The sequence below is a fragment of the Anoxybacillus andreesenii genome (assembly GCF_030813005.1).
Classification (GTDB): Bacteria; Bacillota; Bacilli; order Bacillales; family Cytobacillaceae; genus Robertmurraya; species Robertmurraya andreesenii.
The window spans coordinates 1-25501 of sequence record NZ_JAUSTU010000030.1; the positions used below are offsets into that span (position 1 = coordinate 1).

Annotated in this window: 22 protein-coding genes, 1 tRNA gene and 2 pseudogenes; 17 read left to right on the forward strand and 8 right to left on the reverse strand. The window is 39.4% G+C overall.

Annotated features, from left to right (window positions below; translation table 11 throughout):
• The first annotated feature begins 441 nt into the window (after positions 1-441).
• Complete coding sequence (locus J2S07_RS19030) at positions 442-837, forward strand: VOC family protein (RefSeq protein ID WP_307151986.1); 396 nt, start codon at positions 442-444, stop codon at positions 835-837.
• Between the two features lie 70 nt (positions 838-907).
• Here the strand turns inward: J2S07_RS19030 and J2S07_RS19035 are convergent.
• Both J2S07_RS19035 and J2S07_RS19040 read right to left on the reverse strand, forming a co-directional pair.
• A pseudogene (locus tag J2S07_RS19035) lies at positions 908-1489 on the reverse strand (NADP-dependent oxidoreductase); the annotation flags it as partial.
• A gap of 33 nt (positions 1490-1522) precedes the next feature.
• A pseudogene (locus J2S07_RS19040) lies at positions 1523-1669 on the reverse strand (ArsR/SmtB family transcription factor); the annotation flags it as partial.
• 246 nt (positions 1670-1915) lie between these two features.
• Here J2S07_RS19040 and J2S07_RS19045 point away from each other — a divergent pair.
• On the forward strand, positions 1916-2479 hold the full coding sequence (locus tag J2S07_RS19045; RefSeq protein WP_307151987.1) for a hypothetical protein: 564 nt from the start codon (positions 1916-1918) through the stop codon (positions 2477-2479).
• On the opposite strand, the gene J2S07_RS19050 is transcribed toward J2S07_RS19045, so the two are convergent.
• The gene (locus J2S07_RS19050) at positions 2466-3788 is read right to left on the reverse strand and encodes a PQQ-dependent sugar dehydrogenase (protein WP_307151988.1); all 1323 of its coding nucleotides are present in this window, start codon (positions 3786-3788) and stop codon (positions 2466-2468) included. The genes J2S07_RS19045 and J2S07_RS19050 overlap by 14 nt on opposite strands.
• 70 nt (positions 3789-3858) lie before the next feature.
• A complete protein-coding gene (locus tag J2S07_RS19055; RefSeq protein ID WP_307151989.1) occupies positions 3859-5445 on the reverse strand; it encodes an acetolactate synthase large subunit in 1587 nt (528 codons plus the stop codon).
• A gap of 260 nt (positions 5446-5705) precedes the next feature.
• Here J2S07_RS19055 and J2S07_RS19060 point away from each other — a divergent pair, with 260 nt between their 5' ends.
• Together J2S07_RS19060 and J2S07_RS19065 are read left to right on the forward strand one after the other, a co-directional pair.
• The gene (locus tag J2S07_RS19060; RefSeq protein WP_307151990.1) at positions 5706-6401 is read left to right on the forward strand and encodes a GntR family transcriptional regulator; all 696 of its coding nucleotides are present in this window, start codon (positions 5706-5708) and stop codon (positions 6399-6401) included.
• Positions 6398-7021 carry a sterol desaturase family protein gene (locus J2S07_RS19065; RefSeq protein WP_307151991.1) on the forward strand — a complete coding sequence of 208 codons (624 nt, stop codon included), beginning with the start codon at positions 6398-6400 and terminating at the stop codon, positions 7019-7021. The genes J2S07_RS19060 and J2S07_RS19065 overlap by 4 nt, the downstream gene beginning before the upstream one ends.
• A gap of 312 nt (positions 7022-7333) precedes the next feature.
• On the opposite strand, the gene J2S07_RS19070 is transcribed toward J2S07_RS19065, so the two are convergent.
• Positions 7334-7732, reverse strand: coding sequence for a cbb3-type cytochrome c oxidase subunit I (locus J2S07_RS19070; protein ID WP_307151992.1), 399 nt, complete (start codon positions 7730-7732; stop codon positions 7334-7336).
• 374 nt (positions 7733-8106) lie between these two features.
• Here J2S07_RS19070 and J2S07_RS19075 point away from each other — a divergent pair.
• Positions 8107-8180, forward strand: a tRNA-Gly gene (locus J2S07_RS19075).
• Positions 8181-8361: 181 nt separating this feature from the next.
• On the opposite strand, the gene J2S07_RS19080 is transcribed toward J2S07_RS19075, so the two are convergent.
• The gene (locus tag J2S07_RS19080; RefSeq protein ID WP_307151993.1) at positions 8362-9036 is read right to left on the reverse strand and encodes a B3/B4 domain-containing protein; all 675 of its coding nucleotides are present in this window, start codon (positions 9034-9036) and stop codon (positions 8362-8364) included.
• A 90-nt stretch (positions 9037-9126) separates the two neighbouring features.
• On the opposite strand from J2S07_RS19080, the gene queG reads away from it, so the two are divergent.
• The 6 genes from queG (at position 9127) to yhbH (ending at position 16739) form a co-directional block, all read left to right on the forward strand.
• Entirely contained in the window at positions 9127-10257 is a 1131-nt protein-coding gene (gene queG, locus J2S07_RS19085) for a tRNA epoxyqueuosine(34) reductase QueG (RefSeq protein ID WP_307151994.1), read from the forward strand.
• Positions 10258-10371: 114 nt separating this feature from the next.
• On the forward strand, positions 10372-11253 hold the full coding sequence (locus tag J2S07_RS19090) for an amidase domain-containing protein (RefSeq protein ID WP_307151995.1): 882 nt from the start codon (positions 10372-10374) through the stop codon (positions 11251-11253).
• Positions 11254-11335: 82 nt separating this feature from the next.
• Complete coding sequence (gene trmL / locus J2S07_RS19095) at positions 11336-11809, forward strand: tRNA (uridine(34)/cytosine(34)/5-carboxymethylaminomethyluridine(34)-2'-O)-methyltransferase TrmL (RefSeq protein ID WP_307151996.1); 474 nt, start codon at positions 11336-11338, stop codon at positions 11807-11809.
• Between the two features lie 55 nt (positions 11810-11864).
• Positions 11865-12614, forward strand: coding sequence for an oxygen-insensitive NADPH nitroreductase (nfsA, locus tag J2S07_RS19100; RefSeq protein WP_307151997.1), 750 nt, complete (start codon positions 11865-11867; stop codon positions 12612-12614).
• Between the two features lie 354 nt (positions 12615-12968).
• Positions 12969-14864, forward strand: coding sequence for an ATP-dependent protease PrkA (prkA, locus tag J2S07_RS19105; protein WP_307151998.1), 1896 nt, complete (start codon positions 12969-12971; stop codon positions 14862-14864).
• A gap of 702 nt (positions 14865-15566) precedes the next feature.
• Positions 15567-16739: a sporulation protein YhbH gene (yhbH, locus tag J2S07_RS19110; protein WP_307151999.1), complete on the forward strand. Its 1173-nt coding sequence runs from the start codon at positions 15567-15569 to the stop codon at positions 16737-16739.
• Positions 16740-17027: 288 nt separating this feature from the next.
• Here yhbH and J2S07_RS19115 read toward each other — a convergent pair whose 3' ends face one another.
• Both J2S07_RS19115 and J2S07_RS19120 read right to left on the reverse strand, forming a co-directional pair.
• Positions 17028-17390, reverse strand: coding sequence for a DUF192 domain-containing protein (locus tag J2S07_RS19115; protein ID WP_307152000.1), 363 nt, complete (start codon positions 17388-17390; stop codon positions 17028-17030).
• Positions 17391-17428: 38 nt separating this feature from the next.
• Positions 17429-18832: a trypsin-like peptidase domain-containing protein gene (locus J2S07_RS19120; RefSeq protein WP_307152001.1), complete on the reverse strand. Its 1404-nt coding sequence runs from the start codon at positions 18830-18832 to the stop codon at positions 17429-17431.
• A gap of 231 nt (positions 18833-19063) precedes the next feature.
• Between J2S07_RS19120 and sfsA the strand changes: the two genes are divergently transcribed.
• The 6 genes from sfsA to cas3 all read left to right on the forward strand — a co-directional run bounded on the left by sfsA (position 19064) and on the right by cas3 (position 25499).
• Positions 19064-19762: a DNA/RNA nuclease SfsA gene (gene sfsA, locus J2S07_RS19125; protein WP_307152002.1), complete on the forward strand. Its 699-nt coding sequence runs from the start codon at positions 19064-19066 to the stop codon at positions 19760-19762.
• 4 nt (positions 19763-19766) lie between these two features.
• Positions 19767-20441, forward strand: a complete 675-nt coding sequence (locus J2S07_RS19130) for a SanA/YdcF family protein (RefSeq protein WP_307152003.1) — start codon at positions 19767-19769, stop codon at positions 20439-20441.
• A 76-nt stretch (positions 20442-20517) separates the two neighbouring features.
• On the forward strand, positions 20518-21225 hold the full coding sequence (locus tag J2S07_RS19135; protein WP_307152004.1) for a class I SAM-dependent methyltransferase: 708 nt from the start codon (positions 20518-20520) through the stop codon (positions 21223-21225).
• 42 nt (positions 21226-21267) lie between these two features.
• The gene (locus tag J2S07_RS19140; RefSeq protein WP_307152005.1) at positions 21268-21834 is read left to right on the forward strand and encodes a Uma2 family endonuclease; all 567 of its coding nucleotides are present in this window, start codon (positions 21268-21270) and stop codon (positions 21832-21834) included.
• Between the two features lie 31 nt (positions 21835-21865).
• Positions 21866-22840 carry a helix-turn-helix transcriptional regulator gene (locus J2S07_RS19145; protein WP_307152006.1) on the forward strand — a complete coding sequence of 325 codons (975 nt, stop codon included), beginning with the start codon at positions 21866-21868 and terminating at the stop codon, positions 22838-22840.
• A gap of 448 nt (positions 22841-23288) precedes the next feature.
• Positions 23289-25499 carry a CRISPR-associated helicase Cas3' gene (gene cas3 / locus J2S07_RS19150; RefSeq protein WP_307152007.1) on the forward strand — a complete coding sequence of 737 codons (2211 nt, stop codon included), beginning with the start codon at positions 23289-23291 and terminating at the stop codon, positions 25497-25499.
• Positions 25500-25501 lie beyond the last annotated feature (2 nt).

A 25501-nucleotide genomic window follows, 5' to 3' on the forward strand; every position in this document is an offset into this window, starting at 1 on the left:
TCTAACCGTAGGAACTACGGGGCTAGCCTAATCAATTAGAAGCCGATAGGCCTCCTTACTTAGGAATCCCCCACTTCAAGCAGCTCGTAAGAGATGCTAAGTGGTGGGTAGTTCAATAGTTCACTTTGTTGCTTGTTCCAACGGGAAAAGCCTTGTTTTAAGATGAGGAACATGTACAATTCACATACTGGACCATAGACATCTTGATACAGTTGGAGTCTTTGCATTCGAAACTAGGCCCATTTCAAGCAGATACTCCACTCATGGTTTGTGTTTGCCGAAAACGAAATTATTATGGGAGCAGGAATTGTACCGTCAAAAATAGAAATAAAACTATTGAAAGAATAAGTTTCAATATTTCTCTCCATACTGATGATGGATTCTAAAAAAATTTAAATATACATCTAGAAATCAAATTTTGTGAAAAATGAGGAGGAACTCATGGGAAGACTAGTTCATTTCGAAATTCATGTAGATGACATGGAGCGAGCTAAGAAGTTTTACGGCGAGGTATTTGGTTGGTCATTTGAAGACTGGAGCGAATATGCGGGGATGCCATACTTTGGGGCTGTCACTGGTGATGCAAATGAGCCTGGGATAAACGGGGCTTTAATGCAACGCCAAAGTCCACCGCCAGCACCAGGCCAATCATTGAATGGCTATGCCTGTACAATGGGAGTAGAAGAATACGATGCAACTGAAGCAAAAATTTTAAGTCAGGGTGGCAAGGTGGCATTGCCAAAATACGCACTGCCTGGAATGGCTTGGCAGGGATACTACATAGACACAGAAGGAAATATTTTTGGCATTCATCAGCCAGACGAGAATGCGAAATAAATGAATAAGTTACACTAAAGCAAAAAACACTTCCTATTTATTGAGAAGTGTTTTTTGCTTCGTTTGATCACTACCTGATTTTTAAAATTATTTTTCCTTTGGCCCTTCCCAACTCCGCATATTCCATTGCCTTTTGGGCATCTTCAAAAGGAAAAACTCGATCAATGACAGGTTTGATTTTACCAGACTCAATAAAGTCTGCAATGATGTGTAATTGCTCTCCACTTGGCTTCATAAACAAAAACGTATATTGAACATGATGCTTTTTTTCAAGCGCAGTAAGTTTATGACTAGCTGCTGAAAACAACAACGTTTTAAAAAATCCGGAACCATATTCTTTGGCAAAGCGAGCATTCGGTAATCCCGAAACGGATACAATTTTTCCTCCGTCTTTAACCACCTGGAATGATTTTTCGAGTATCTCGCCCCCAAGTGTATCAAATACGGCATCATAGTTTTTCAGTATCTCTTCAAATTTTTCCGTCTTGTAATTAATCACATCATCTGCACCAAGAGATTTTACTAAATTCGCACCAGCTTCACTTGCAGTTGTTGCAACAGTGGCACCCATTAATTTGGCCAGTTGAATAGCAAAGGTACCGACACCACCGGCCCCAGCTTGAATCAAAATCTTTTGTCCCTGTTGTAATTTAAATGCATGGGGACTTTCCCATACCGATCAATCATCACCTACACGTAATCCGGTTTGACAATCCATTCCCATTAGAACTAACAAGATCGCTTGACGTGTTTCATCACCAATTGCTAATAGTACTTTTTGACAATTAATAAAATCCTCTTTGAGCTTATTTAGTTGGTGCTGTTTATTCATTCAGTTAAATACCTCCGATAATTAGTTGAATGGTTTAAGTTGATGAACCATATGACTGAATACAACAATATACTATCGTTATGTTAGGTGCAATATTGAGAAAGAAAATCGAGACGAACTGCGATACACCCAATCAAAAAACACTTCCAATTCAGTAAGAAGTGTTTTTTGATTGGAATTCTATAAGAATCCACCCCAGCAAAAGCATAGTATATAATTAAACCGCTTTATGTACGAGGTGGAACCATGTACTTTTTAAAATCAATATCAGATCACATTCAACTAGCTCAATCAGAGTTTCGTAAACAAACCCAAATAAAGAAGCTGGCAGTAGGTTCTGTTCTGGCCTGTATGGCTGCGATCCTTCAATCAGCGGGTGGATTTTTGCCTGGGGTTGGGTATGGAATCAGTCCATTTGCTACATTACCCATTCTGATTTGTGCCATGTTTTCTCTTCCGGTGGGAGTCATATCCTATTTTCTTACGATTCTGCTGCTTCTTATTTTGCAGCCAAGTGAACTCATTGTGTTTCCTTTTACCACTGGGTTGCTGGGCATTGGCATAGGCATAGCCTTCACCTTTTTTAAAAAGAGATTAGTAGTTATTACATTTGGAGCAGTTTTTTTGACAATCGGAATCACAAGTCTCCTCTACATTTTCAACTTTCCTGTTCTTGGTCCAGTGGCTTCTAACATTTTTTCCTTTTTCACAGCCGGAAGTATTTTTTTATTTTCCTGTTTGTATAGTTGGCTGTGGGTTGAGATTGGCTTATTCTTTTTTAACAGGTTGAAGCACTTTATCGTTTCGTAACCCTCCAGATGACACCGGTATTTGGGACGGCAAAGATATTTGTGCCCGGGGGTTTAACGATTCCAAAATCGGTGATAAACATGTCTTTGTGTTGCCCAAAGGTAACATCAATCGGTCTTTCCAAGCCACCTCCACCCGTAACATTCGCAGCAAGGCCTGTTTTATTAATTGCAAAAGTGGTCACCCTTCTCGCTTCTGTATCGATTCGAGAGATCCGGTGACCGACTCTCGGTGCTGGCTTGCCACCTGTTGTAGTAGGAGCCTCACTGCCAAACTCCGCAATAAATGCTTCGCCCAGTGGAGCAAAGGAAGAATCATAGTTGAAGTCAAACCCCATAATCGCAGAATGGGGCGCAAAGGTTACAACAGGTTGTGGCGGCTGCATGGGATGCTGGGCAAGGAGAAAGGTTGGCTGCGGTTTCCCCTCAGGCTTAAAGGTTGGCTGGTTGACTGGGTAACCACCTGTGTAATCTGGCCAGCCATACCACATCCCCTGACGAATTAATTGGAACTCATCAGGGGAATTTTCTACTGGCCGGCTACCACGGACATCCATCCCATGATTTCCGCAAAATAGACGATTGTGCCGGTCAAATTTCATTCGGAACGGATTTCGTAGTCCCCAGGCAACTAATTCTAGCTGGGAGCCATCCGGATTAGCTCGCAGGATGCTCCCGCTTGCCCTAATCATTCCCCTAATCATTTCCCCTGGATAAGTGGCGACGCCAAATGGGGAGTAGGCGCCCGTTTGTATTTGTGTATTTGCCGTCTCCGATAAAAGATTGGTGGTCTTAAAATTTTCTCCGGTAAGCCGAATATACGAACCCGGATAGTCATGACCAAGTGGATGCTCCTTCAGCCACCGGTTATCCTCTCCAACTACACCCGTATTCGTTGCAGTCCCTTGGCCAAAATACATTTTTCCATCGGGTCCAAAAATCACCCGATTATTATGGTGATCACCAAAACTCGGTAGCCCTGTAATGATATCTTGTTTAGAACCGTCTGGTTTCACAATCGTAATAGAGCCACGGTGGGCAACATAAATTTTTCCTTGGTAAAAAGTAATTCCTGTTAACGGAGGGTTGAACCCTTCCGCAATCACCTTTGTTTCAGTAGGTGTAACGATGAGAACTTTTCCATTGCCCGTTGTGATGCCCGCATCAGCTACGAGCATTTCTCCTTGCTCAGTAAAGGTCAGATTAATAGGTGTATTAAGATTCACCATGAAAACCTCAATCCTATAGCCGGAAGGAAGCAAAATATCCTCTGGCTTTAACTTCCGCTCAATCCTTTTTGTTCGCTCCATTTTAGCCCCCCTAGAATAAGTCTTACTATCTACTTATTCCGCTGAAAAAGGCTATATTCCGAACCCGTTTTCAATTCTGCATGACTACTTCGATTAAGATCACTTCTTTTAACGTTTGAAGGGCCACCTTTAAAATATTCTCAAATTCATCTAGATTATGAGCCTTTATTCCTTTGATACCAAAACTCTCCGCAAGAAGGGCAAAATCAGGATTTTGAAAGGTTGCACCATAGCTTTCCCCGTACCTTTTTATCATTTGCTGTACCTCCAGCTTTAACATCGAGTCATTGATAACGATGATGATAAAGGGAAGTCCTAGGCGCCTGGCTGTCTCTATTTCTGCAAAATTCATTAATGCTCCACCATCTCCTGTGATACAAATGACAGGTTCATCAGGGCAAGCAAGTTTCGCTCCAATCGCTCCTGGAATGGCAAATCCCATGGACGCAAGCCCATTTGAGATAATAAGACGACCTGGGTTTTTCGGCTGAAATGTTCGAGCAATGGCAACTTTATGAGCGCCGACATCGGAAATAACAATCGTGTCCCTAGGTATTGATTGTTCAATACAATGCAGTACGTGTTCAATTGTGAATGAACGGTCTTTCTCCTCATCATTTATTTGGTATTCATTCATTATTCTGTCCCTGAGATTTCCGGCAGGTGTCCATGGTTTTGCGGAGGTTTCCAATTTATTAAGAAATTGAAGTGTTTTCTTTATATTCCCGATGCATTCAATTTTTGTAGGATAGTACTCATCGATGTTGGCAGGTAAGCTATCCATATGTAATACGGGAACTTTCATTTTGTTCCAATTCTTCGGTGGACTTTCCACAAAGTCAAAGCCGGTGGTCAGTAATAAATCCGCCTCCCCGATCCCAGGTACGACGACATCATTTTCACTAAATCCAAATGTAAAATAATTGGAGGGATGCTCTTTTGGCAAAATTCCTTTTGCCATAAAGCTGTGTGCAACAGGAGCTTGAAGTACGTTGATAAAAGTTTGAAGCTCATTGACTGCATCCTGTCTTATTACACCATTTCCGACCAATAGAAATGGTTTCTTGCTATTTTGTATCAGTGAATGGGCAGCTATCATTACTTCATTGTCTGGAACTGATTCAGGTATTGGCATCACTGGTAGGGGGTTGTTGTCCGTGCCAAGGGATAATAAATTCTCAGGAAACACAATGGCTACCGAGCCCGGTTTCTCCAGTTTTGCAAGCTTAAAAGCTTTTCGGATGTTGGAAGACACAGTTTGGGCGTCGATGATTTGAGTACTCCACTTTGTTGCGGGTTCAAATATTTTCACAATGTCTAAATATTGATGTGATTCGGGATGCTGCCGGTTCATACGAGCTTGGCCAATTAACGCTATTAGTGGGGAATGCTCAAGCTGTGCATTAGCGATCCCAGTTAAAAGATTGGTTGCCCCAGGACCTAATGTTGATAAGCAAATACCTACTTCCTTTGATAATCTTCCATATACATCCGCCATGAATGCTGCGCCTTGTTCATGCCTGACATTGACAAACTGAATGTGGTTTGATTTTGATAGAGAATCAGCGAGATCAAGCGTCTCTTTGCCAATGATCCCGAATACATATTTCACACCCTCGTTTTCTAAACAATGGATAATGACATCGGATACTTTCATATGTCCTCCTTAGAACGTAAAAATCGATAGTTGATTGGAAAGGATTCTATTCATTAGTTTGAGGTAATGAGTGGTTCCTATTCTTTTTTTCTGGAACCCCAGATACTAACCAATCAACTGAAGTAAAAAGAAAAACAGAAGCCAGTGAACATGGTAGTAAAAATATTTAGAATATATTGACAGTATTAATATTAAATACTAAAATATTGGTAATACCAAATTTTATATTGGTAATACCAATAGGAAGGAGACATAAATCATTGAAGCCACGCACCTCCGAATTGATTAGAAAAAAAATCATAAAATCCATTTTAGAAGGGGAATACCAAATTGACGAACCCTTGCTGCCTGAAAGGGAGTTAGCAAATCTTTTTCATGTGGGGAGACCTACTGTTCGGGAGGCGCTGCAGAGCTTAGAAAGTGATGGCTGGATTACGGCTCGAAAGGGAATGCCGGCAATTGTAAATAATTACTGGATGCAAGGCAATTTAATGACCATTGTCAATATTCTTCAGTGCTATGAGGATATCCCAGATATTTTTATTGAGTATATGTTGGAACTAAGGATTTCACTTACACCAACCTATATTATGGAAGCCGTTCGCCACGCACCTGTTAAGGTAATTGCCTTATTTGCCGATTTGGAGAATCTACAGGACCATGCAGAAGCATATGCGGTCTTTGACTGGGAACTACAGCTAAAACTAGCTAGTCTATCTCCTAATCCAATCTATTTATTTATCCTGAATAGTTTTTCTGATATCTATGTTCCGATGGCAAAGAAGTATTTCGATGTACTGGATCACAGAAAGGCCTCTAGGCACTATTATGACGAACTGCTGGCAGCTGTTCTAAAAGGTGATTTATTAGCAACAGAGCAACTTACAAAAGACATGATGAAGAAAAGCTTACAGCTATGGAAGAAGAAATGTGATGAAGAGGAGAGTGGGAAATGAAGAAGAAAGGGCTGTATCGTGATTTTTTCTTGTTTTTTGACATCACAGTTATGCTTTGCCTGTTAATTGGGATGGCCAGTTTTGTATTAATAAAGGGATCGACATGGTTGCTAGCCATATACTTTGTAATCGGACTTGTTGGATACATGTTTATCGAGTATATAACCCACCGATTCTTATTTCATTTGAAAACTCCCGATAATCCGTATCTATTAAAATTCTTAAAACGCATCCACTACGACCACCATAAAGACCCAAATGACCTGAAGCTACTATTTTTACCACTTTGGTACACCATTCCGAACTTACTCATCGCAGGAATCATTTTCTTTTTCATTGAGTCTACCTTAATCGGGACACTTTCGTTTGTTTCGGGGACGATTCTCATGCTACTTATTTATGAATGGAAGCATTATGTTGCCCATCGTCCAATCAAACCGAGAACGAAATTTGGCATCTGGGTTAAGAAGCTCCATTTGCTTCATCATTTTAAGAATGAAAATTATTGGTATGGGGTTTCCACACCTTTTGTAGATGTGATTTTTAGGACATTAAAGGATGAAAAAATGGTTGAAACCAGTCAATCCGCACGTGATTTAGAAAAGCGGCAAACAATGTAAGGTACAATCGTGGTCCCTCGCGGAAAGCGGGGGATTTTTGTGCGTTTTGGAAGTGGATATTTGTTTCCAAGTCGAGTTGTCTCCATCATAGAGAACATAATTATGCCACAATCCTCAACAAAAAATGTTGCGGACGGCTGGTAGATTTCCTCTAAGGCCTTATATATATTTAATCATATGGCAGTGTTAATGATGGCAGTTGATTTTAGACCAGGGGTTTCCCTTATAGAAAACCGAGTGTCTTCAAGGTGTCAACAACACCCTTTGGAGACACTCGGTTTCGTTTTGTATCAGCTAAGAACAAGGGTATCATTACTGACGCAGAAGCTTTTTCACGTCATCTACACGGACATTCATAAATACATTAATTGTGAATATTAGGACACTGAGTACGAGGATATTTGGAAAGATTCTTAGAAGGATCATGAGTGAAGAATCGCCTAAAAGAAGGAAGCTTAACCCGAGCATGAATAATGGGAACGAAATGTTATAAAGCCAGAAATGAACCTTTGCCAGGGTTGATTCACCCGCCTTAGGGAAAAGAATGTAGATTAGCCCAAAGATAGCCATAGAGACCCATCCAATCAAATTGATATGAGCATGAGCACCTGCAAGTCTGTGATCTTGAATAATTTCCATGGTTAGCCCCATCCCAACACCAATTAGGAAATACAAGGCTGCAATCTTTAGAAAAGATACACCTGTTTTCATAGAATTCACCTCCTTTTGATCACAGTATATTGTATTAGTACTTTATTCCATTTATAACAATGCCTAAGTTGTTTTCTAAAAGGAAAAACCGTAACGGTAAAGTGAGGCTTGTGCTTATTGTTCGACAAAAATAGACAAATTTTTAATAAAAACTTGACAAATTAATGGGGAAATGATAAATTATTTATTGTCATTATTTTAGTAACGCTTATGCGGGTGTAGTTTAATGGTAAAACCACAGCCACGAGCGATGCCTCTGTGAATTACTACGAGTTGCCTCGACGCATCCAACATCTTTGAATTAGCTGGAAGAGGAAGAGGCATGATAAGGCCAAAATGCGTAAGAAAAAACTTAATAACATTTCAATCTTTATGCGGGTGTAGTTTAATGGTAAAACCACAGCCTTCCAAGCTGTTGTCGTGGGTTCGATTCCCATCACCCGCTCCATACATAGGCAACGCAGTATTTCGTTTCGGAAAGAACGAAGTATTGCGTTTTTCATTTTCTAAAAGAAAAATAGAAACTTTTTGCAGCTGTATCCGTCTAAGAATAGGAGAACATGATTTTCTCTCATAGCGCGATTCACCCTTTAAATATAAATGGAGCCAGTAGCATATGCTGCTGGCTCTTAATAATTTCCTTCAATGACTTTGAAATGAGCTTCCCCACCATGAATTTGTGTAAACATGTTCATCAGAGAGTGAACCATTTTTTCAGCTTCAGCCGTATCCATCGAAGGCTTTAGATAGACGATTTGCAAGGCATTTTTAGTTGATTCAGAAACAGCGCTTCTGTTAGAGTCAACAAAAGGACTGCCAAAGGGACCCTGTTCATCAGCGGTGAGAATCAAGTTATGTAAGTTGTTAACCCGCCCATTTAAGCCAGAATACTCCTCACCTTCAGCACCAAGCCTCATTGAAACATCACCAGAAAGCTGAACAAGATCATAGATGCCTAATGGAATTTCATATTGCAAGGAAAAGAAGTTATTTAAATCCGTTGCACTATTTACTGAATGCAGAAATTGCTGCTTTTTCACTCTGCGATAAAGTGCCTCAACAGAGGGACGATAGCGATTCGGGTCTTTTCCGGTTTTTTTGAAAATGGCTCTCCACTCACGAATGCCCTCGTAATCGGTTACGTTCTTATCCTCAAGTTCAAAAAATAATGACTCCTGAAAAAGCTGTAGTCTTCCTTTTAGCATTTCTGGAGCTGCTCCAATTTCGATGTTGCGATAATTAATTAAGCCAATTTTAAAATTCGGTATGGTTGCGCACAACTGGGGTGATAAGTTGAATTCCAAGTTTTCCACCTCCAAAAACAGTTGAAAATAGTTTATCATAATGGAGGTAGTTTTACATGGAATATCAATTAAAAAGAAAGGTGGGGCGATATGGATTACGATAAGCTAAAGCAAGAAATTATTGAATATAGTCAAGTCATCGGAATTGACAAGATCGGTTTTGCCTCTGCCTCCACCTTTGATGAGCTAAAGAACCGACTTCTTCGCCAACAGGAATTAGGCTATCAATCGGGCTTTGAAGAGCCAGATATTGAAAAAAGAACGAATCCAGCCCTGCTGATGGAAGGGGCTCGCACGATTATTTCAATTGCTCTTGCCTATCCTTCCAAAATGAGTAAGAGGGTAGTAAGTAAGAAAGGTCAACGAAGGGGGCTTTTTGCCCGCGCCTCGTGGGGGCTGGACTACCATTTGATTCTGAAGGAACGGCTTAGTAAGTTGGAGGAGTTTATTAAGGAGAGGGTTCCTGAGGCAAAATGTAAACCCATGGTGGATACGGGTGAATTATCAGACCGAGCCGTTGCCGAGAGAGCAGGCATTGGCTGGAGTGGGAAAAATTGTGCCATTATCACACCAGAATTTGGCTCCTATGTATATTTAGGCGAAATGATCACCAATCTCCCATTTGTACCCGATGAGCCGATGGAGGATCGTTGCGGGGACTGTAATAAATGTATTGAGGCTTGCCCAACTGGAGCACTCGTACAAGGCGGACAAATCAATGCGCAGCGCTGTATTAGCTTTTTGACACAGACAAAGGACTTTGTCCCAGATGAATTTCGTGATAAAATTGGCAACCGTTTGTATGGCTGTGATTCCTGTCAAACCGCTTGCCCGGAAAATAAGGGAAGGAATTTTCATTTTCACGAGGAAATGGAGGCGGAGCCCGAAATGGTAAAGCCCTTGCTTAAACCGTTGCTGCAGTTAAGTAATCGCCAGTTTAAAGCAAGCTTTGGTACACTAGCTGGAGCATGGCGCGGGAAGAGGCCCATTCAACGAAATGCAATCATTGCTCTCGCTCATTTTAAGGATGAAACCGCAGTCGATGATTTAGTCGATGTGTTAAATCATGATCCCCAGCCTGTCCTTAGAGGAACAGCAGCCTGGGCACTAGGAAAAATAGGTGGAGAAAAAGCGAAACAGGAGCTATTTCATGCACAAAGTAAGGAAACCGATGATGAAGTACTAAAAGAAATTGAAAAAGGATTACAGCTTCTTGATTGATTCATCCCTTTTGTAATTTGAGCAAAAAATGAACAGGAAGTCATTTCCACAATGAGGAAATATCCCAAATATCGGCTTTCTTCATATTATATGATGTGAAGGGAGTTGGATAGAATGAAAGAACAGCTTCAGGAGCATTTGCTAAAAAGAGTGAATCAATGCGTATCAAATCCGCGAAACAAGGTATGTGAAAAGATAGAAGCGAAAAAAGAGTCCTTAGCAAAAAGAAATGCGGAAATTGTGAAGGTCAAGGCGATCGGGAATATCATTAAGGAGCTCGATGAAAAGGAACCCAGAAAAGTATTTTATCGTGCGCATTTTCAATATTTAATCAATCATAAGGAAAAATTATATATTGAGGAAGAAGTGGAAGAACGAGTTGCGGAGTTTTATAAGGATATTCTCGTAGAAGATAAAGAAATGAATTTAGATGTGCTAGGAAGTCCAGAAGAGGTCACTAGAGCAAGCATTGAAGAGGAAATCACGAATGACGAACGAGTGACTTTTTTCTATGATCGTCTTCAGGCGGTGAAATATGCGGAGAGATGGTGGAATGACTACAATCCTGCCTTCCGAAAGTTTGATGTTGATTGTACGAATTATATTTCTCAATGTCTTCATGCTGGAGATGCCCCGATGGTTGGCTATCCCAACCGTAGTAATGGATGGTGGATGAGAAGTAATAATTGGAGCTATAGCTGGACCGTAGCCAACTCACTAAGATGGTATTTGCCTGGTGCAAAAATTGGTATACGGGCAAGAGAGGTGTCAGATCCACAGGAGTTAAAGCTTGGTGATGTGATTTGTTATGATTTTCAAGGGGATGGCCGCTTTGACCACACTACGATCGTAACAGCAAAGGACGTAGATGATATGCCGCTTGTCAATGCTCACACGGCAAATAGCCGGATGCGGTATTGGGCGTATGAGGATTCGACAGCCTATACTCCTAATATCAAATATAAATTTTTGCATATTTTGGATGACCAATCCTAAATCCATCCTTTTTTCAATAAAATTTTTCTTAAAAAGTGGTATAATAGCCCGTAGAGTTTGCAATAAGTGGGTGAATAACGTTTTGTCAATTCATATCGTTTTATATCAACCAGAACTTCCAGCCAATACGGGAAATATCGCTCGCACTTGTGCAGCAACCGAGACAACCTTACATTTGATCCGGCCGCTAGGCTTCTCGACGGATGATAAAATGCTAAAGCGAGCTGGGCTAGATTATTGGGAGTTTGTAAATATTATTTACTATGATTCATTAGACGAGTTTTTTGAGAAGAATGCAGCTGGTGAGTTTTTCTATTTAACAAAGTTTGGCATAAAGCCTCACACGGCTTTTGATTATAGCCAGAAGGATAAGGATTATTATTTTATATTCGGCAGAGAGACAACCGGTCTACCGAAGGATCTAATTGCCAAAAATCAAGAGCGTTGTCTTAGAATTCCAATGAATGATCGTGTTCGATCATTGAATTTATCCAATACAGCAGCTATTTTAGTGTATGAAGCATTGAGACAACAGGATTACTTGCAGCTGAAATAATGAGGGTGAAACCGCTAATGGCGGTCTCCTCTTTTTTGTATAGGAGGAAGAAAAGATGAACCAAGTCATTGAAACCATCTTAAACCACCGTTCCATCCGCAGCTTTGAGGACAAGCTTTTATCAAAGGAACAAATTGAAACCATTGTAAAAAGTGCACAAGCAGCCTCCACCTCCAGCTATATTCAAGCGTATTCCATTATCGGAATTACCGATCAAGAAATGAAGAAAAAGCTTGCTGAAGTTGTTGGAAATCAGCCATATGTTGAAAAGAATGGCCATTTCTTTGTGTTTTGTGCCGATTTGTACCGCCATGCCGTAATTGGGAAAATGGAAGAAAAGGATGTCGAGCCTTCGATCGAAAGCACGGAGAAATTTATGGTGGCACTCATTGATGCTGCTTTAGCTGCACAGAATGCGGCCCTTGCGGCTGAGTCGATGGGGCTCGGAATTTGCTACATTGGTGGAATTCGTAATAATCTTGAAGAAGTGGTCAAGCTTTTGAAAACACCTGATCGAGTGATTCCGTTATTTGGTCTTGCAGTTGGCTACCCTGCAAAAATAACAGGGCAAAAGCCTCGCCTTCCACTTGAGCATATCTATCATGAAAATACATATGAAGCGAACGAAGAGAAGTATACCAAGGAGCTTGAAGAATATAATGAAGTGATTAAGAAATACTATCTCGAAAGAACCGCTGGCAAAAGAAGTGAAACCTGGACTGAGCAGATGGGAAAAATGCTTGAGAGAAAATCGAGAATGTACATGAAGGAATTTGTCGCGGACAAGAAATTGAATTTGCGCTAGAATGAAAAAAGCTGCTGAGTCTATGTCAGCAGCTTTTTTCATTATTTATTTGCACCTGGTTTATCATTGTAGCCTGCTGTGAAGATAGCAGATAAAAACGCTATCATAACGCCAAGGATTAGAATTAGTTTCATTTATGTATGCCCCCTCAAGAAATTATTTAAGTACAAATTTTAACATATACGTTCATTATAGCTTATTCTATCCAAACTGTGAATGTAAAGTATGGATTTTTTTTGACAAGCGCTCTTTTTCAGGAGGCATCTGAAAACTCCCCCTTGTTACGCATGTTCACAAGACGTGCCGCATAGATTATATTAATCGTCTCTGATCAAGCTACAGGGGAGGGTCCTTATGGATATATTGAAAAAGATTGAAATGCAAAGATATGAAGACGAAAAGTTAAAATGGGAAGGGACTTTTGCAGAATATCTTGAGATTCTAAAAGATAAGCCATTGGTTGCTCAATCAGCACATTCACGCGTTTATAATATGATTAAGGATGCCGGAGTCGAAAAGGTCGATGGCAGGAATCAATATCAATTCTTCAGTAGCCAATTGTTTGGCCTTGAGGAAGCTTTGGAAAAGTTGGTGGAGGAATACTTTCATCCAGCAGCCAAACGGTTAGATGTCAGAAAACGGATTTTACTATTAATGGGACCAGTTAGTGGAGGTAAATCAACTCTCGTAGCTATGCTCAAAAGAGGACTAGAAGCGTACTCACGAACAGACCGAGGAGCGATCTATGCGATCAAGGGCTGCCCCATGCATGAGGATCCTCTCCATCTGATTCCTCATCATTTACGCCAGGATTTCTATGATGAATATGGAATTCGAATTGAGGGCAATCTGTCTCCTCTTAATACGATGCGATTGGAACAGGAATATGGGGGGAGAATTGAAGATGTTCTGGTGGAACGGATCTTTTTCTCTGAGGATAGACGGGTTGGAATCGGTACTTTTAGTCCATCCGATCCGAAATCACAGGACATTGCTGATTTAACAGGCAGTATTGATTTTTCAACGATTGCAGAGTATGGCTCAGAGTCCGATCCCCGTGCTTACCGCTTTGATGGGGAGCTTAACAAAGCAAACCGCGGGATGATGGAATTCCAGGAAATGTTGAAGTGTGATGAGAAGTTTCTATGGCATTTGTTATCACTGACGCAGGAAGGGAACTTTAAGGCTGGACGATTTGCGCTGATTTCGGCTGATGAGCTCATTGTCGCTCACACGAACGAAACGGAATATCGTTCTTTTATTTCGAATAAGAAAAATGAGGCGTTGCATTCACGGATCATTGTGATGCCAGTTCCGTATAATTTAAAGGTTAGTCAAGAGGAGAAAATCTATGAAAAAATGATTCGAGAAAGTGATGTGGCAGATGTCCATATTGCCCCACATACACTTCGGGTTGCTGCGATGTTCACAATCCTTACTCGATTGAAGGAACCAAAAAAGGGTGACATCGACCTTGTGAAAAAAATGAGGCTGTATGATGGCGAGAATGTGGAGGGCTTCAATTCAGCTGACTTAGAGGAACTGAAAAAGGAATACAATGATGAAGGAATGAGCGGGATTGACCCTCGTTATGTTATCAACCGCATTTCCTCCACGATTATTCGCAAAGAGATGACGTCCATTAATGCACTAGATGTGCTCCGTTCATTGAAGGAAGGGCTCGATCAGCATCCGTCCATTACTGATGAATTGAAGGAGCGCTATTTGAATTTTATTTCCGTCGCACGTAAGGAATATGATGATATTGCGAAAAAAGAAGTTCAAAAGGCTTTTGTGTATTCGTATGAGGAATCTGCAAAGACCTTAATGGATAATTATTTGGATAATGTGGAAGCATACTGCAACAAGAACAAGCTTCGGGATCCATTGACAGGTGATGAGATCAATCCAGATGAAAAACTCATGCGCTCGATCGAAGAGCAAATTGGTGTTTCCGAAAATGCGAAAAAGGCTTTTCGTGAAGAAATTTTGATCCGAATTTCTGCTTTTGCGAGAAAAGGAAAGCGATTCGACTACAACTCCCATGATCGCTTGCGTGAAGCGATTCAGAAAAAGCTCTTTGCTGACTTAAAGGATGTCGTCAAAATTACAACCTCCACAAAAACCCCTGATGAGCAGCAGCTTAAGAAAATTAATGAGGTTGTGGCCCGACTCATTGATGAACATGGCTATAATTCAACCTCGGCAAATGAGTTATTGCGTTACGTAGGAAGTTTATTAAATCGATAGGATAAATATGAAAAGTGCAATGGCTGGCAGAGCGTTCTGTCAGCCTTTTGTATCTAGGCGGGTTCTAGTTATGTTTCTAAGTGACTGATGGGGAAGAGGGTGAATGCGGACAAGTTAGCTTGGGTAATCGTTGGACTTGTCTTCATTGGGAGGGAATGGCGCCAAGTTACGTTGGAAAACGTTTGACTTGACGTCATAGGTCGTGAATGGCGTCAATTTCCGTAGCGAATCGATGAATTTGTCGTCATAGGTCGTGAATGGCGTCAAGTTACGTTTGAAAAACGTTGGATTTGTCGTCATAGGTCGTGAATGGCATCAATTTTCGTGTGTAAATCGCCGGATTTGACGTTATAGGTCGTGAATGGCGTCAATTTCCGTAGCGAATCGTTGGATTTGGCGTCAAATTTCCGTCGGATAATCTCCAAAACTGTCCGCATTAACTCCACAAGCGCAGTTTTCAGCTACCGTACAACAATTTTATTTCATCATATATAGAAAGGGCCTGTCCGCCATATAGGCAATCCTCTAATATCGAAATTATTTGTAAATTAATTTTGATTGCTGCATAGGATAAAGTAATCACCATTTATCTTCAGTTGTATTGCGGCATATCATGGGATAATATTCTATTTCTATTTTGGCACTCGAGATATTATATGCATTAAGGTGAAAAGTGTGTAAAAATTTGAAGGAGGGGTTACGATGACCGATGCAAGTAAGCATCAATTTGTGATTTCGAAGGAAGATTGGTCCCTCCACCGCAAAGGCCACGACGATCAACAACGCCATCAAGAAAAGGTACAGGAAGCCATTCGCAATAATTTACCTGATTTGATTACAGAAGAAAACATAGTTATGTCAAACGGGCGAGAAGTTGTGAAAATACCGATTCGTTCATTAGACGAATATAAAATTCGCTACAATTATGATAAAAATAAACATGTAGGCCAAGGGGATGGAGACAGTCAAGTTGGTGATGTAGTTGCTCGTGATGGATCCAGTGGCCAAAAGGGACCGGGAAAAGGTCAAGGTGCAGGCGATCAAGCCGGGGAAGATTATTTTGAAGCGGAAGTTTCCCTTATGGATATTGAGGAAGCATTGTTTAAGGAGTTGGAGCTACCGAACCTAAAACGTAAAGAACAGGATAATATTGTTGTTGAGAACATTGAATTCAACGATATTAGAAAAACAGGATTAATGGGGAATATTGATAAGAAAAGAACGATGATGGCTGCTTTTAAAAGAAATGCGATGCAAGGAAAGGCGAGCTTCCATCCAATTTATCGAGAGGATTTGAAATTCAAGACCTGGAATGAAGTAGTCAAGCCAGAATCAAAAGCCGTCGTCCTAGCGATGATGGATACAAGTGGTAGTATGGGGATCTGGGAAAAGTATATGGCACGCAGCTTCTTTTTCTGGATGACAAGATTTTTAAGAACGAGATACGAAACGGTAGAAATTGAGTTTATTGCCCATCATACGGAAGCAAAGGTCGTCAGTGAAGAGGACTTTTTTTCAAAAGGAGAAAGCGGGGGAACCATTTGCTCATCTGCCTATCGAAAATCATTAGAACTCATCGAGGAAAAATACAATCCGACCAGATACAATATTTATCCTTTCCATTTCTCTGATGGGGATAATTTAACCTCTGATAATGCCAGATGTGTGAAACTTGTGGAAGAGCTGATGAAGGTTTCCAATATGTTTGGTTATGGTGAAGTAAATCAGTATAATAGACATTCGACCCTCATGTCCGCGTATAAAAACATCAAAAATGAACACTTCCGTTATTATATCCTCAAGCAAAAAGCCGATGTATTCCATGCTATGAGAAGCTTCTTTAAGAAGGAGCAGGATGATAAAGTGCTTGCGTAAGAGGCTGACATCAAAAGGTCGTATAAATATGACGTTTTGATGTTAGCTTTTTTGTATTGAAAAAGGTCTATCTTTCTATAATGAAGGCTCTATTCTCAAACATTGTTGATTTTGAACAAAAAATAATTAGACAAAACTCTTGTTTATGCAGTCTATATGTAGAATCAACGGAGAAAAGCGCTGCTCAATCTATGCGTATCGCTCGCCTAGTATGAAGTGGAATGGCCGGTATTAAGGACATTCCAGAACCACAATCCGTGAGAAAACAGCCATAAAGAAAGAGCAGACCTAAAACCTTACATAATCCCCTACTTTGATTCCATTCCTTTGAAACCATCCTAAATTGACTTCAACTGCGTATTGATAATATACTCCTGGATTATAGATTGGACAAGGGTATCTTGTACAAGGAAACATATCAAGTATCCTTAGGATTTCACCATTTGTATCAACAAAAGCAATGGATAAAGGAATGTACGTGTCCATCATCCAAAAGCCAGCAGCTGTTTTTTCTAGAAATACAAATAACATTCCCTCGTTTTCTGGTAACAGCCTAACAAACTTTAACCCTTGTTCTCTTTTTCTTTGAGTATCTGCAATTTGAACAGCTAATTTCGTTTTTCTTTTCCCGCTAACTATTTCAATTATCATAAAGGCATTCGTCCCTCATGACCTTTTCCCATGGAAAGCTATTCTGTATGCTCGATGAAGTTTTGTGCAAATTGATAGATTTTTTCGGAAGGGACTGCCAAATTTAAATTTTGTCCTTGGTCAAAGCCTGCGGTAATAAGACCGACTAATCTCCCGTACATATCCATGAGTGCCCCGCCAGAGCTACCATCAGAAATGGGGGCCGTGAATTGGACCATGGGAATTGAACGAATTTCCCTGAAACCCGAAACAATCCCGTCAGACACTGAATTGAATAGCCCTAAAGGACTTCCAATAGCGACAATTTTTTGCCCACGGACTAAATTATCTACTGTTTTTACGGTAAGGGGCGAGCTTATTCGGTCAACTTTAATGACAGCTAGGTCAAATAATGAATGGTATTTAATCAGATGATCAGTAACATATTCTTCCGTTTCATTCTCATATAGAACGGAAAAATAATGTCCACCTTCAACGACATGTAGATTGGTTAAAATATATCCATGGCTATGAATGACAACACCCGAACCGAAGCAAATCGCCTTATTCTCTTCATCAAAAGTCTTAATCATGACGACAGAGTTCGCCATACTCGCCAACTGTTCGTAATTGAGCTCGCTACCCTGAATTCCACTGTTACTTACCTTTGGAGTAACGGGATTAGACGGAGTGGGCCTATGTTTTGGAATAGTTGGATTGGCTCGAGCAGATACAGGTGAAAAATCGGATATAGTCAATTGATTAGTTAAAACGGTACTGCATTTATATAATGTAGAAATTTTTTCAATCTCAGGATATAAATGAACAATATCCTCCTTTGGATCCATATAGCATATGTCACAGCCTAGGCGGAATAAGAAATACAAAAATAAAATTTCATGCTGCTTAATCTCTCCAACAAACAAGACCTTTGGTGAATCCTCTTTTGAACGAAGGAGCTTTGGTAAATAAATATCGATCCAATGAAGAAATTTTAAAGAAAAATTCTTTTGGGTTGTATCATTTACATTTGGATTCGCCTTCTTGTACATGGACATGATTTCTATGAATAATAGCTTTTTTGTCCATTCAAGAATATCGTCTTCTAAGCGAACAGCAAGGGGTGCCTCATATAGAGCGTAAGGATTTGAGGCTGATTCTATCACATATTTCTGCCATTTTTCCCAAACAACGGATAGTCTGCTAATATCACTTGAATTTGATAGTTTTTCAAGGCCTTGCAAGCGTACATATCTTGAAGAGGAATGATCGGAAAAATAACGATCTAATTGAAGGATTTGAGAAACATACTCTTCAGCAGAGAATGGTGTACCAATATATCTTACAAAAAGAACTTCCTTCGTAGACGAGTGTTGGTGACCGTGATTTATCAACTTGAAATCTTCAAGTGGATTTTGAGATTGTTTGAGTTTGGTTTTTAAAGGCTTTGTTCGAACGATCATAGGCATGCTCCCGTATAAAAGATAGAGATTCTTCTAGAATTATCCAATACTACTACAAGATTACATAAAAAATCTTTTTTGGACAATGGAATGAGGGCTAATTAAATCTGTCAAATTGAAATCTGCAAACGGTTCAAAAATATAGTAAAGTAGAATTAAGTAGAAAGAATTGAGTTTTTTCCATGGTTGATAGTTCCTCATCACCGTAATCATTTGCAGGAAGTGAAAATGATGAAATATGAAAAAATTGTTCACGGACGATTTCTGAAGCGGTTGAATCGCTTTATTGCTGAAGTAATCATAAATGGTACGAAAGAACTGGTCCATATAAAGAATACAGGTCGGTTAAGGGAGTTGCTTTTACCAGAGGCTGAGGTCTCATTAGAGCCTAGCAACAATCCAAATAGAAAAACAAGGTACTCGCTTATAGCGGTAAAGGCAAATGGGGAGTGGGTGAACATTGATTCCCAAGCACCGAATGCTGTTGCTTTTGAGGCACTAAAGGCAGGTAAACTAAGGGAGTTAGGTTACCCGCACCTGGTAAAAAGAGAGGTCACCTATCAGGATTCCCGCTTTGACTTATATTTTGAGCGGGAGGAGAAGAAGGTGTTCATGGAGGTAAAAGGAGTCACCCTCGCAAAAAATGGGATGGCCATGTTTCCTGATGCACCGACAACTAGGGGGACAAGGCATTTAGTGGAACTTTCAAAGGCTGTTCAAGATGGATACGAGGGTGTTATTTTGTTTGTCGTTCAAAGGCCAGACTGTCACGGATTTTCTCCTAATCACGAAATGGATCATGAATTTGCTACGGCCCTGTTAGATGCATCAAGACGGGGTGTTCAAGTTTTGGCATATGATGCGATAGTCAAGGAGGACGAGTTAGTGCTTGATAAGCCACTTCCAATTGAATTGTATGAAATGGAGTGAGACTATGAAACTAAAAAAATGGTTCAAAAAAATTATCGCAATTCTAGTTATCCTTAGTGCTGTTGGGTTTGTGTCCGTGCTTTTAATCAATCATTATGTAAAATCATCGGTTGAGGATCGTATTTTTACAGAGTCTGAGGCTGCCAAGCTAGATGTTGATTGCATCTTGGTTTTGGGTGCTGGTGTTTGGGAAAATGCAAGACCAAGCTACATGCTTGAAGATCGGCTTTTGCAAGGAATTGAGCTCTACCAAAAGGGGGCATCTGATCGCTTGCTGATGAGCGGCGACCATGGTCGTAAGGAGTATGATGAGGTAAATGTGATGAAACGGTTTGCGATGGAGCATGGGATTGACTCTGAACACATCTTCATGGATCATGCTGGCTTCAATACCTATGATAGTCTGTATCGTGCGAAGGAGATTTTTCAGGCTAAAAAGGTAATCATTGTTACCCAAAAATACCATATGTACCGTGCTTTATACATAGCAGAGCAACTAGGACTTGATGCATATGGTGTGGCATCAAACCCAAGGGATTATGCCGGTCAAAAGGCGAGAGATGTTCGCGAAGTTATTGCGAGGGCCAAGGATTTCTTTAATGTTGTTGTTAAGCCTGAGCCAACTTATTTGGGGGAAGCCATCCCTGTAAGTGGTAATGGAGATTTGACGAATGATTGATATTCATTTGAGTTGGATGAAGAACAACAGAGCGGGAAAAATAGAACAAAACTGTTTGTTAAGGAGTGTACAATAAATGTCATTCTATGAGTCTTTATATCCTTTTTACGATAAAATTTTTCCATTAAATCAACAAGCAGTAACCTTTCTTCTATCCCATTTCCACAGAGATGCAACCATTCTAGATGTTGGATCTGGCACCGGGAATATGGCAATTGCCTTAGCCAAAGAGGGACTAAAAGTAACAGCAATCGAGCCAGAGCAGGCTATGGCCAATGATATTCTTTCAAAAGCAGATGCTGAAGGGGTATCCGTGGAAGTACAAACGAAAACAATGGAGCAAATCGGACAATTGGACGAGACATATGATGGCATCTATTGTGTTGGAAATACGCTTCCCCATTTACAAAGCATTACAGAAATACAGAGATTCCTGGAACAATGCTTTGCGAAATTAAATAAAGGTGGAACACTCATTATACAAACCGTGAATTTTGATAAGTTCTTGGCTAGTGATAATTTCTCATTTCCTGTTATTGAGAAAGAAGATTTTAAATTCGAACGAAAGTACGAGAGTTTGGGAGGAAAAGTTCAATTTACTGCAATTTTGACTACGAATGGTAAATCAAGCACAAACACTATTCCTCTATTTCCTGTTACAGCCAAGGTACTTGTTCCCCTTTTAGAGAAAGCTGGTTTTAAAGAAATCAACGTATTTGGGAACTTCAAAGGTGAGGCGCATTCTGTAAAGTCTCCTGCATTAGTTGTGGTGGCAGAGGTTTGAATGAGTTGGTAAAATAAAGGTAAAAAAGTAGGTGTGATGTATATGAGTCTCTATCGTACTGATGTTATTTCTGTCGAGGAATATTTTCAAATTCGAGAAAGTTCCGAGGAATTGCTGGAATATATCGATGGTTATGTTTATATGTCCTCTTCACCAACTATCAAGCATCAAAGAATTTCAGGTAGATTATTTCTATGTTTGGGGAAATTTCTTGAAGGAAGCTCTTGTGAAGTGTTTCATGCACCCATGGATGTCGAATTAAGTAGTGAGGAAATTAAAGGAACAAAAATTGTCATTCCAGATTTAACAGTCATCTGTGACAAGGAAGGCTTTACCGCTCAAAGATATGTGGGTATTCCTAGTGTAATTATCGAAATTTTAAGCCCCTCCAACCAATCACATGATTTAATTACAAAATTAAATCTCTACATGGATTATGGCGTTCAGGAATATTGGATTGTTAACCCAATGCTAAATAGTGTCATGGTCTATACCTTAAATGATAAAGGCATGTACGAGCAACATGATTTAAAAATAGATAAGGGAACGATTTCCTCAAAAGTTTTGCAGGGGTTTAGGGTGAATTTGGAGGAAATTTTTCAAGATTAATAGGGATTTGTATAAGAAGGGAGGACTGGTTTTGCGAACTCAAAAAGCGGAACGATTATTCTACATTATTAAGTATTTGGATAATCATGAAACAGCTACTGCCGCTGAATTAGCAAAACATTGTCAAACATCGGTCCGTAGTATATATAGGGATATGCGGGTATTAGAAGAAATCGGATATTATTATATAAATGAAGGAAAAAAGGGGTATAAACTGATACATAAGCCGATAGAATCACCACAGAATTTGACATCAGATGAATGGATGGCATTGGTTCTATACCCGTTTATATCTGGTGATATTACATCGGTGCAGCATCCACTTTTCCCAACATATCGCTCAGGGTTAGAAAAAATTGGCGGGAAGGTTCTCAATAACAAGAATGCTCTCCCGATAAGTGCACAAATTGGGGAAAGAATTCTATTCCAGGATCAGTATCGGGAATCATACCAAATTGAGATTATGCCAGTCTTACTGGAAGCAATCGTACATAATCGAACCATTGACGTCTCCTATTATTCTATGCATCGGAATATGATATCACAACGAAAATTAGATCCCTATTATCTTGTTCCTAGAGGCGGACAACTCTATGTAATTGCATACTGTCATAACAGAGAAAAGATTCTAGTGTTTCGCCTAAATCGAATTCAAAAAATTGCACTAACAGAGCAACAGTTTACAATGAAAAAGGACTTTAGTATTTCTGATTTTCTAGCAAACAGATGGTCCATTTTCGCAGAGGAACATGAGCCAATTAGCTTCACTGTGAAATTTTCAAAAGAAGTATCCAGGTACATATACGAACATGACTTTTATACAGAAACGTCTCTCATCGAGCAGGAAGATGGTTCACTACTGCTAAAAACAACAGTCAAAAGTAAGCTCGAGTTCTTGAGGTGGATTCGCTCATTTGGAACCAATGCGGAAGTGTTGCAGCCTGATGAGGTACGGGAAGAGTTGCGGGATGAGTATGAGGAAATGGTTCGGAAGTATTGGGAATAACCGGAATCTTATTATTTGAACGTGTGGGAAAAAATTATTGATTTTTGAATAACTTAACTAACTTTAATTAACTAGTGAGAACTCCAAAAGACGTACCTCTTTAATGAATGTTAAAGGGGCTTTTTAACATTCATTAAATTGTCACTAATTCTTTTTACCCCTGACAGTATTTGTCAGGGAAAGGGGTATAATTAAATTAATTTAAATATTCATAAAGTAGAGAGGACTCACCTAATATGCAGATGAGCCCTTAGCAAATGACTAAGTAAATATATTTCAATCCACGCTACAGAGTAGCGACAATGTTATTCTAACATGATTTTTTAAAAATGCAAAAAGAGATTATTGCTAATTGTTAATTATTAAGTTAATATGAAGATAATAAAGGGATGGAATATTGTGGATTTAAACAATAATAAATGAATTCTAGCGGATGGTGGTGAAAAAAATGTTCTATGCTCATACCAAAGAAGGTGTACCAGAAGAAGAGTGGCAACCACTTGAGGAACACTTGAAAAATGTATCAAGACTAGCTGGTGAATTTGCTGGAAAATTCGGTAATAAGGAAATGGGAGAGTTAATTGGTTTAGCCCACGATATAGGAAAATATGGTAAGGAATTTCAGGAACGGCTGAAGGGGAGCAATAAGAGAGTAGACCATTCTTCTGCTGGGGCTAAGCTAATGAAGCAAAAATATGGTGACACCATAGGATTAATACTAGCAAACGGTATATTAGGACATCACGGAGGATTAAAGAATTTCTACGGAGTAACTGGTAGTGGTTCATCAGTTCAGGAAAGACTTAAACAAAACGTAGACGATTTTCAAGCCTATCAAAGTGAGATTAGTTTTCCAAAACAAGTATCTCCATTTATAAAAGATTTGCAGAAAAGTCAAATGAATTTTTCGCTATCATTTTATACTAGAATGCTATTCTCATGTCTCGTAGACGCTGATTTCCTCGACACTGAGCGATACATAAATGAAGAAAAGACAGAGAAAAGAAGTGTTAATATTCCTATCCCATTTCTTAAAGAAAAGTTTTATGCTGAACTAGAAGAGATGAGGAAAGGTAAAAAAATAACAGAACTAAACAAAATACGAAATGAAATATTAGATGATTGTATAAACGCTGCCAAACAAGAGCCTGGAATGTTTACATTAACCGTACCTACTGGAGGTGGAAAGACTTTATCCTCAGCAGCTTTTGCATTAAAACATGCTGAAGAATATGGACTAGAAAGAGTTATCTATGTTATTCCCTTTACTTCAATAATTGAACAGAATGCAAGCGTTTTCCGTAATTTTCTCGATAAAGAGGTAGTTTTAGAGCATCATAGCAATGTTGATTACAGTGAAATATTTGATGATGAAAATTACAATAGGTCTTTACAAGAAGAACGATGGCGTTTAGCATCAGAGAATTGGGACTTTCCATTTATTGTATCTACGAGTGTACAATTTTTTGAATCCCTTTTTCACCATAAAACTTCTAAGTGCAGAAAGCTTCATAATATGGCAAAGAGCGTAATTATTATTGATGAAGCGCAAAGTATACCAGTGGATTATTTCAGAATGTGTCTTGAAGGGCTAAAAGAACTAACCCGTTCGTACGGTTCAACTGTTGTACTTTGTACTGCGACTCAGCCTTATATAGATCAGTTTTTCTTAACAGAAAAAAAGCCAGTTGAGATAATTTCAAGGCCTTCAGAGCTATATCTATTATGTAAAAGAACAGAAGTGGAGTACTTATCTGAAATATCTGATGACGATATTTGTGGAAGATTGTTAGAAAGTGACAAGGCTCTTTGTATTGTAAACACAAAAAAGCATGCACACTACATATATCAAAAGTTAAGCAGGGATAGTGATGAAGGGATTTATCATCTAAGTACCCACATGTACCCCGAGCATCGTGCCAACATTCTAAAGGAAATTCGAGAAAGGTTGAAGACAGAAGAGAGATGTATTGTTGTTTCTACTTCATTAATCGAGGCAGGTGTGGATATCTCATTTCCATATGTATACCGTTCCTTAACGGGAATTGATAGTATAGCCCAAGCTGCGGGAAGATGTAATAGAGAGGGGGATCTAAAGGATGAATGGGGGAACAGGATTAATGGAAGAGTCTATGTTTTTGAATCTATTGAAAAACATGCATTGCCTAAGGGGTGGATGAGCTATGCAGCTAGCTTAGGTAAAGAGATTCTACAAAGATATGAGGATCCTCTCTCATTAGAAGCAATTGAGGAATACTTTAAACAATTATTTTCTAAAGATACCACAGTATTAGATAGGAAGAAAATATTTGAAGATTATAATGAAAATGAATTGCAGTATGAGTTTAGAGAACTTTCGGAGAGATTCTCCTTCATTGATTCAAATACAATCCCGGTAATTATTCCAATTAATGATAAGGTTGAAGGGAAAGTATCGGAATTACACTATGCGAAATACCCTTCTTTAATCGTTAAAGAGTTGCAAAAGTATATAGTTAATGTTTATGAGTACGAGTTAAAAAAATTGCAAGAATCAAAGTCAGTTCTTCTGGTTCAAGATGGTTTATATATATTAAATGATGACAGTCTGTATAGTGAAAAAGAAGGATTACTAGTAGAGGAGGACAGCAAATATTTGAATGGATTTCTAAATATATAAGT

What these genes read in the sequence shown, in the direction of transcription:
- cas3 (WP_307152007.1), top strand. Translation starts at nt 23,289, where the DNA reads ATGTTCTATGCTCATACCAAAGAAGGTGTACCAGAAGAAGAGTGGCAA.
- J2S07_RS19050 (WP_307151988.1), bottom strand. Translation starts at nt 3,788, where the DNA reads ATGGAGCGAACAAAAAGGATTGAGCGGAAGTTAAAGCCAGAGGATATT.
- J2S07_RS19055 (WP_307151989.1), bottom strand. Translation starts at nt 5,445, where the DNA reads ATGAAAGTATCCGATGTCATTATCCATTGTTTAGAAAACGAGGGTGTG.
- queG (WP_307151994.1), top strand. Translation starts at nt 9,127, where the DNA reads ATGGATTACGATAAGCTAAAGCAAGAAATTATTGAATATAGTCAAGTC.
- J2S07_RS19070 (WP_307151992.1), bottom strand. Translation starts at nt 7,732, where the DNA reads ATGAAAACAGGTGTATCTTTTCTAAAGATTGCAGCCTTGTATTTCCTA.
- prkA (WP_307151998.1), top strand. Translation starts at nt 12,969, where the DNA reads ATGGATATATTGAAAAAGATTGAAATGCAAAGATATGAAGACGAAAAG.
- J2S07_RS19115 (WP_307152000.1), bottom strand. Translation starts at nt 17,390, where the DNA reads ATGATAATTGAAATAGTTAGCGGGAAAAGAAAAACGAAATTAGCTGTT.
- yhbH (WP_307151999.1), top strand. Translation starts at nt 15,567, where the DNA reads ATGACCGATGCAAGTAAGCATCAATTTGTGATTTCGAAGGAAGATTGG.
- sfsA (WP_307152002.1), top strand. Translation starts at nt 19,064, where the DNA reads ATGAAATATGAAAAAATTGTTCACGGACGATTTCTGAAGCGGTTGAAT.
- J2S07_RS19120 (WP_307152001.1), bottom strand. Translation starts at nt 18,832, where the DNA reads ATGATCGTTCGAACAAAGCCTTTAAAAACCAAACTCAAACAATCTCAA.
- J2S07_RS19065 (WP_307151991.1), top strand. Translation starts at nt 6,398, where the DNA reads ATGAAGAAGAAAGGGCTGTATCGTGATTTTTTCTTGTTTTTTGACATC.
- J2S07_RS19090 (WP_307151995.1), top strand. Translation starts at nt 10,372, where the DNA reads ATGAAAGAACAGCTTCAGGAGCATTTGCTAAAAAGAGTGAATCAATGC.
- J2S07_RS19135 (WP_307152004.1), top strand. Translation starts at nt 20,518, where the DNA reads ATGTCATTCTATGAGTCTTTATATCCTTTTTACGATAAAATTTTTCCA.
- J2S07_RS19030 (WP_307151986.1), top strand. Translation starts at nt 442, where the DNA reads ATGGGAAGACTAGTTCATTTCGAAATTCATGTAGATGACATGGAGCGA.
- J2S07_RS19045 (WP_307151987.1), top strand. Translation starts at nt 1,916, where the DNA reads ATGTACTTTTTAAAATCAATATCAGATCACATTCAACTAGCTCAATCA.
- J2S07_RS19140 (WP_307152005.1), top strand. Translation starts at nt 21,268, where the DNA reads ATGAGTCTCTATCGTACTGATGTTATTTCTGTCGAGGAATATTTTCAA.
- J2S07_RS19130 (WP_307152003.1), top strand. Translation starts at nt 19,767, where the DNA reads ATGAAACTAAAAAAATGGTTCAAAAAAATTATCGCAATTCTAGTTATC.
- nfsA (WP_307151997.1), top strand. Translation starts at nt 11,865, where the DNA reads ATGAACCAAGTCATTGAAACCATCTTAAACCACCGTTCCATCCGCAGC.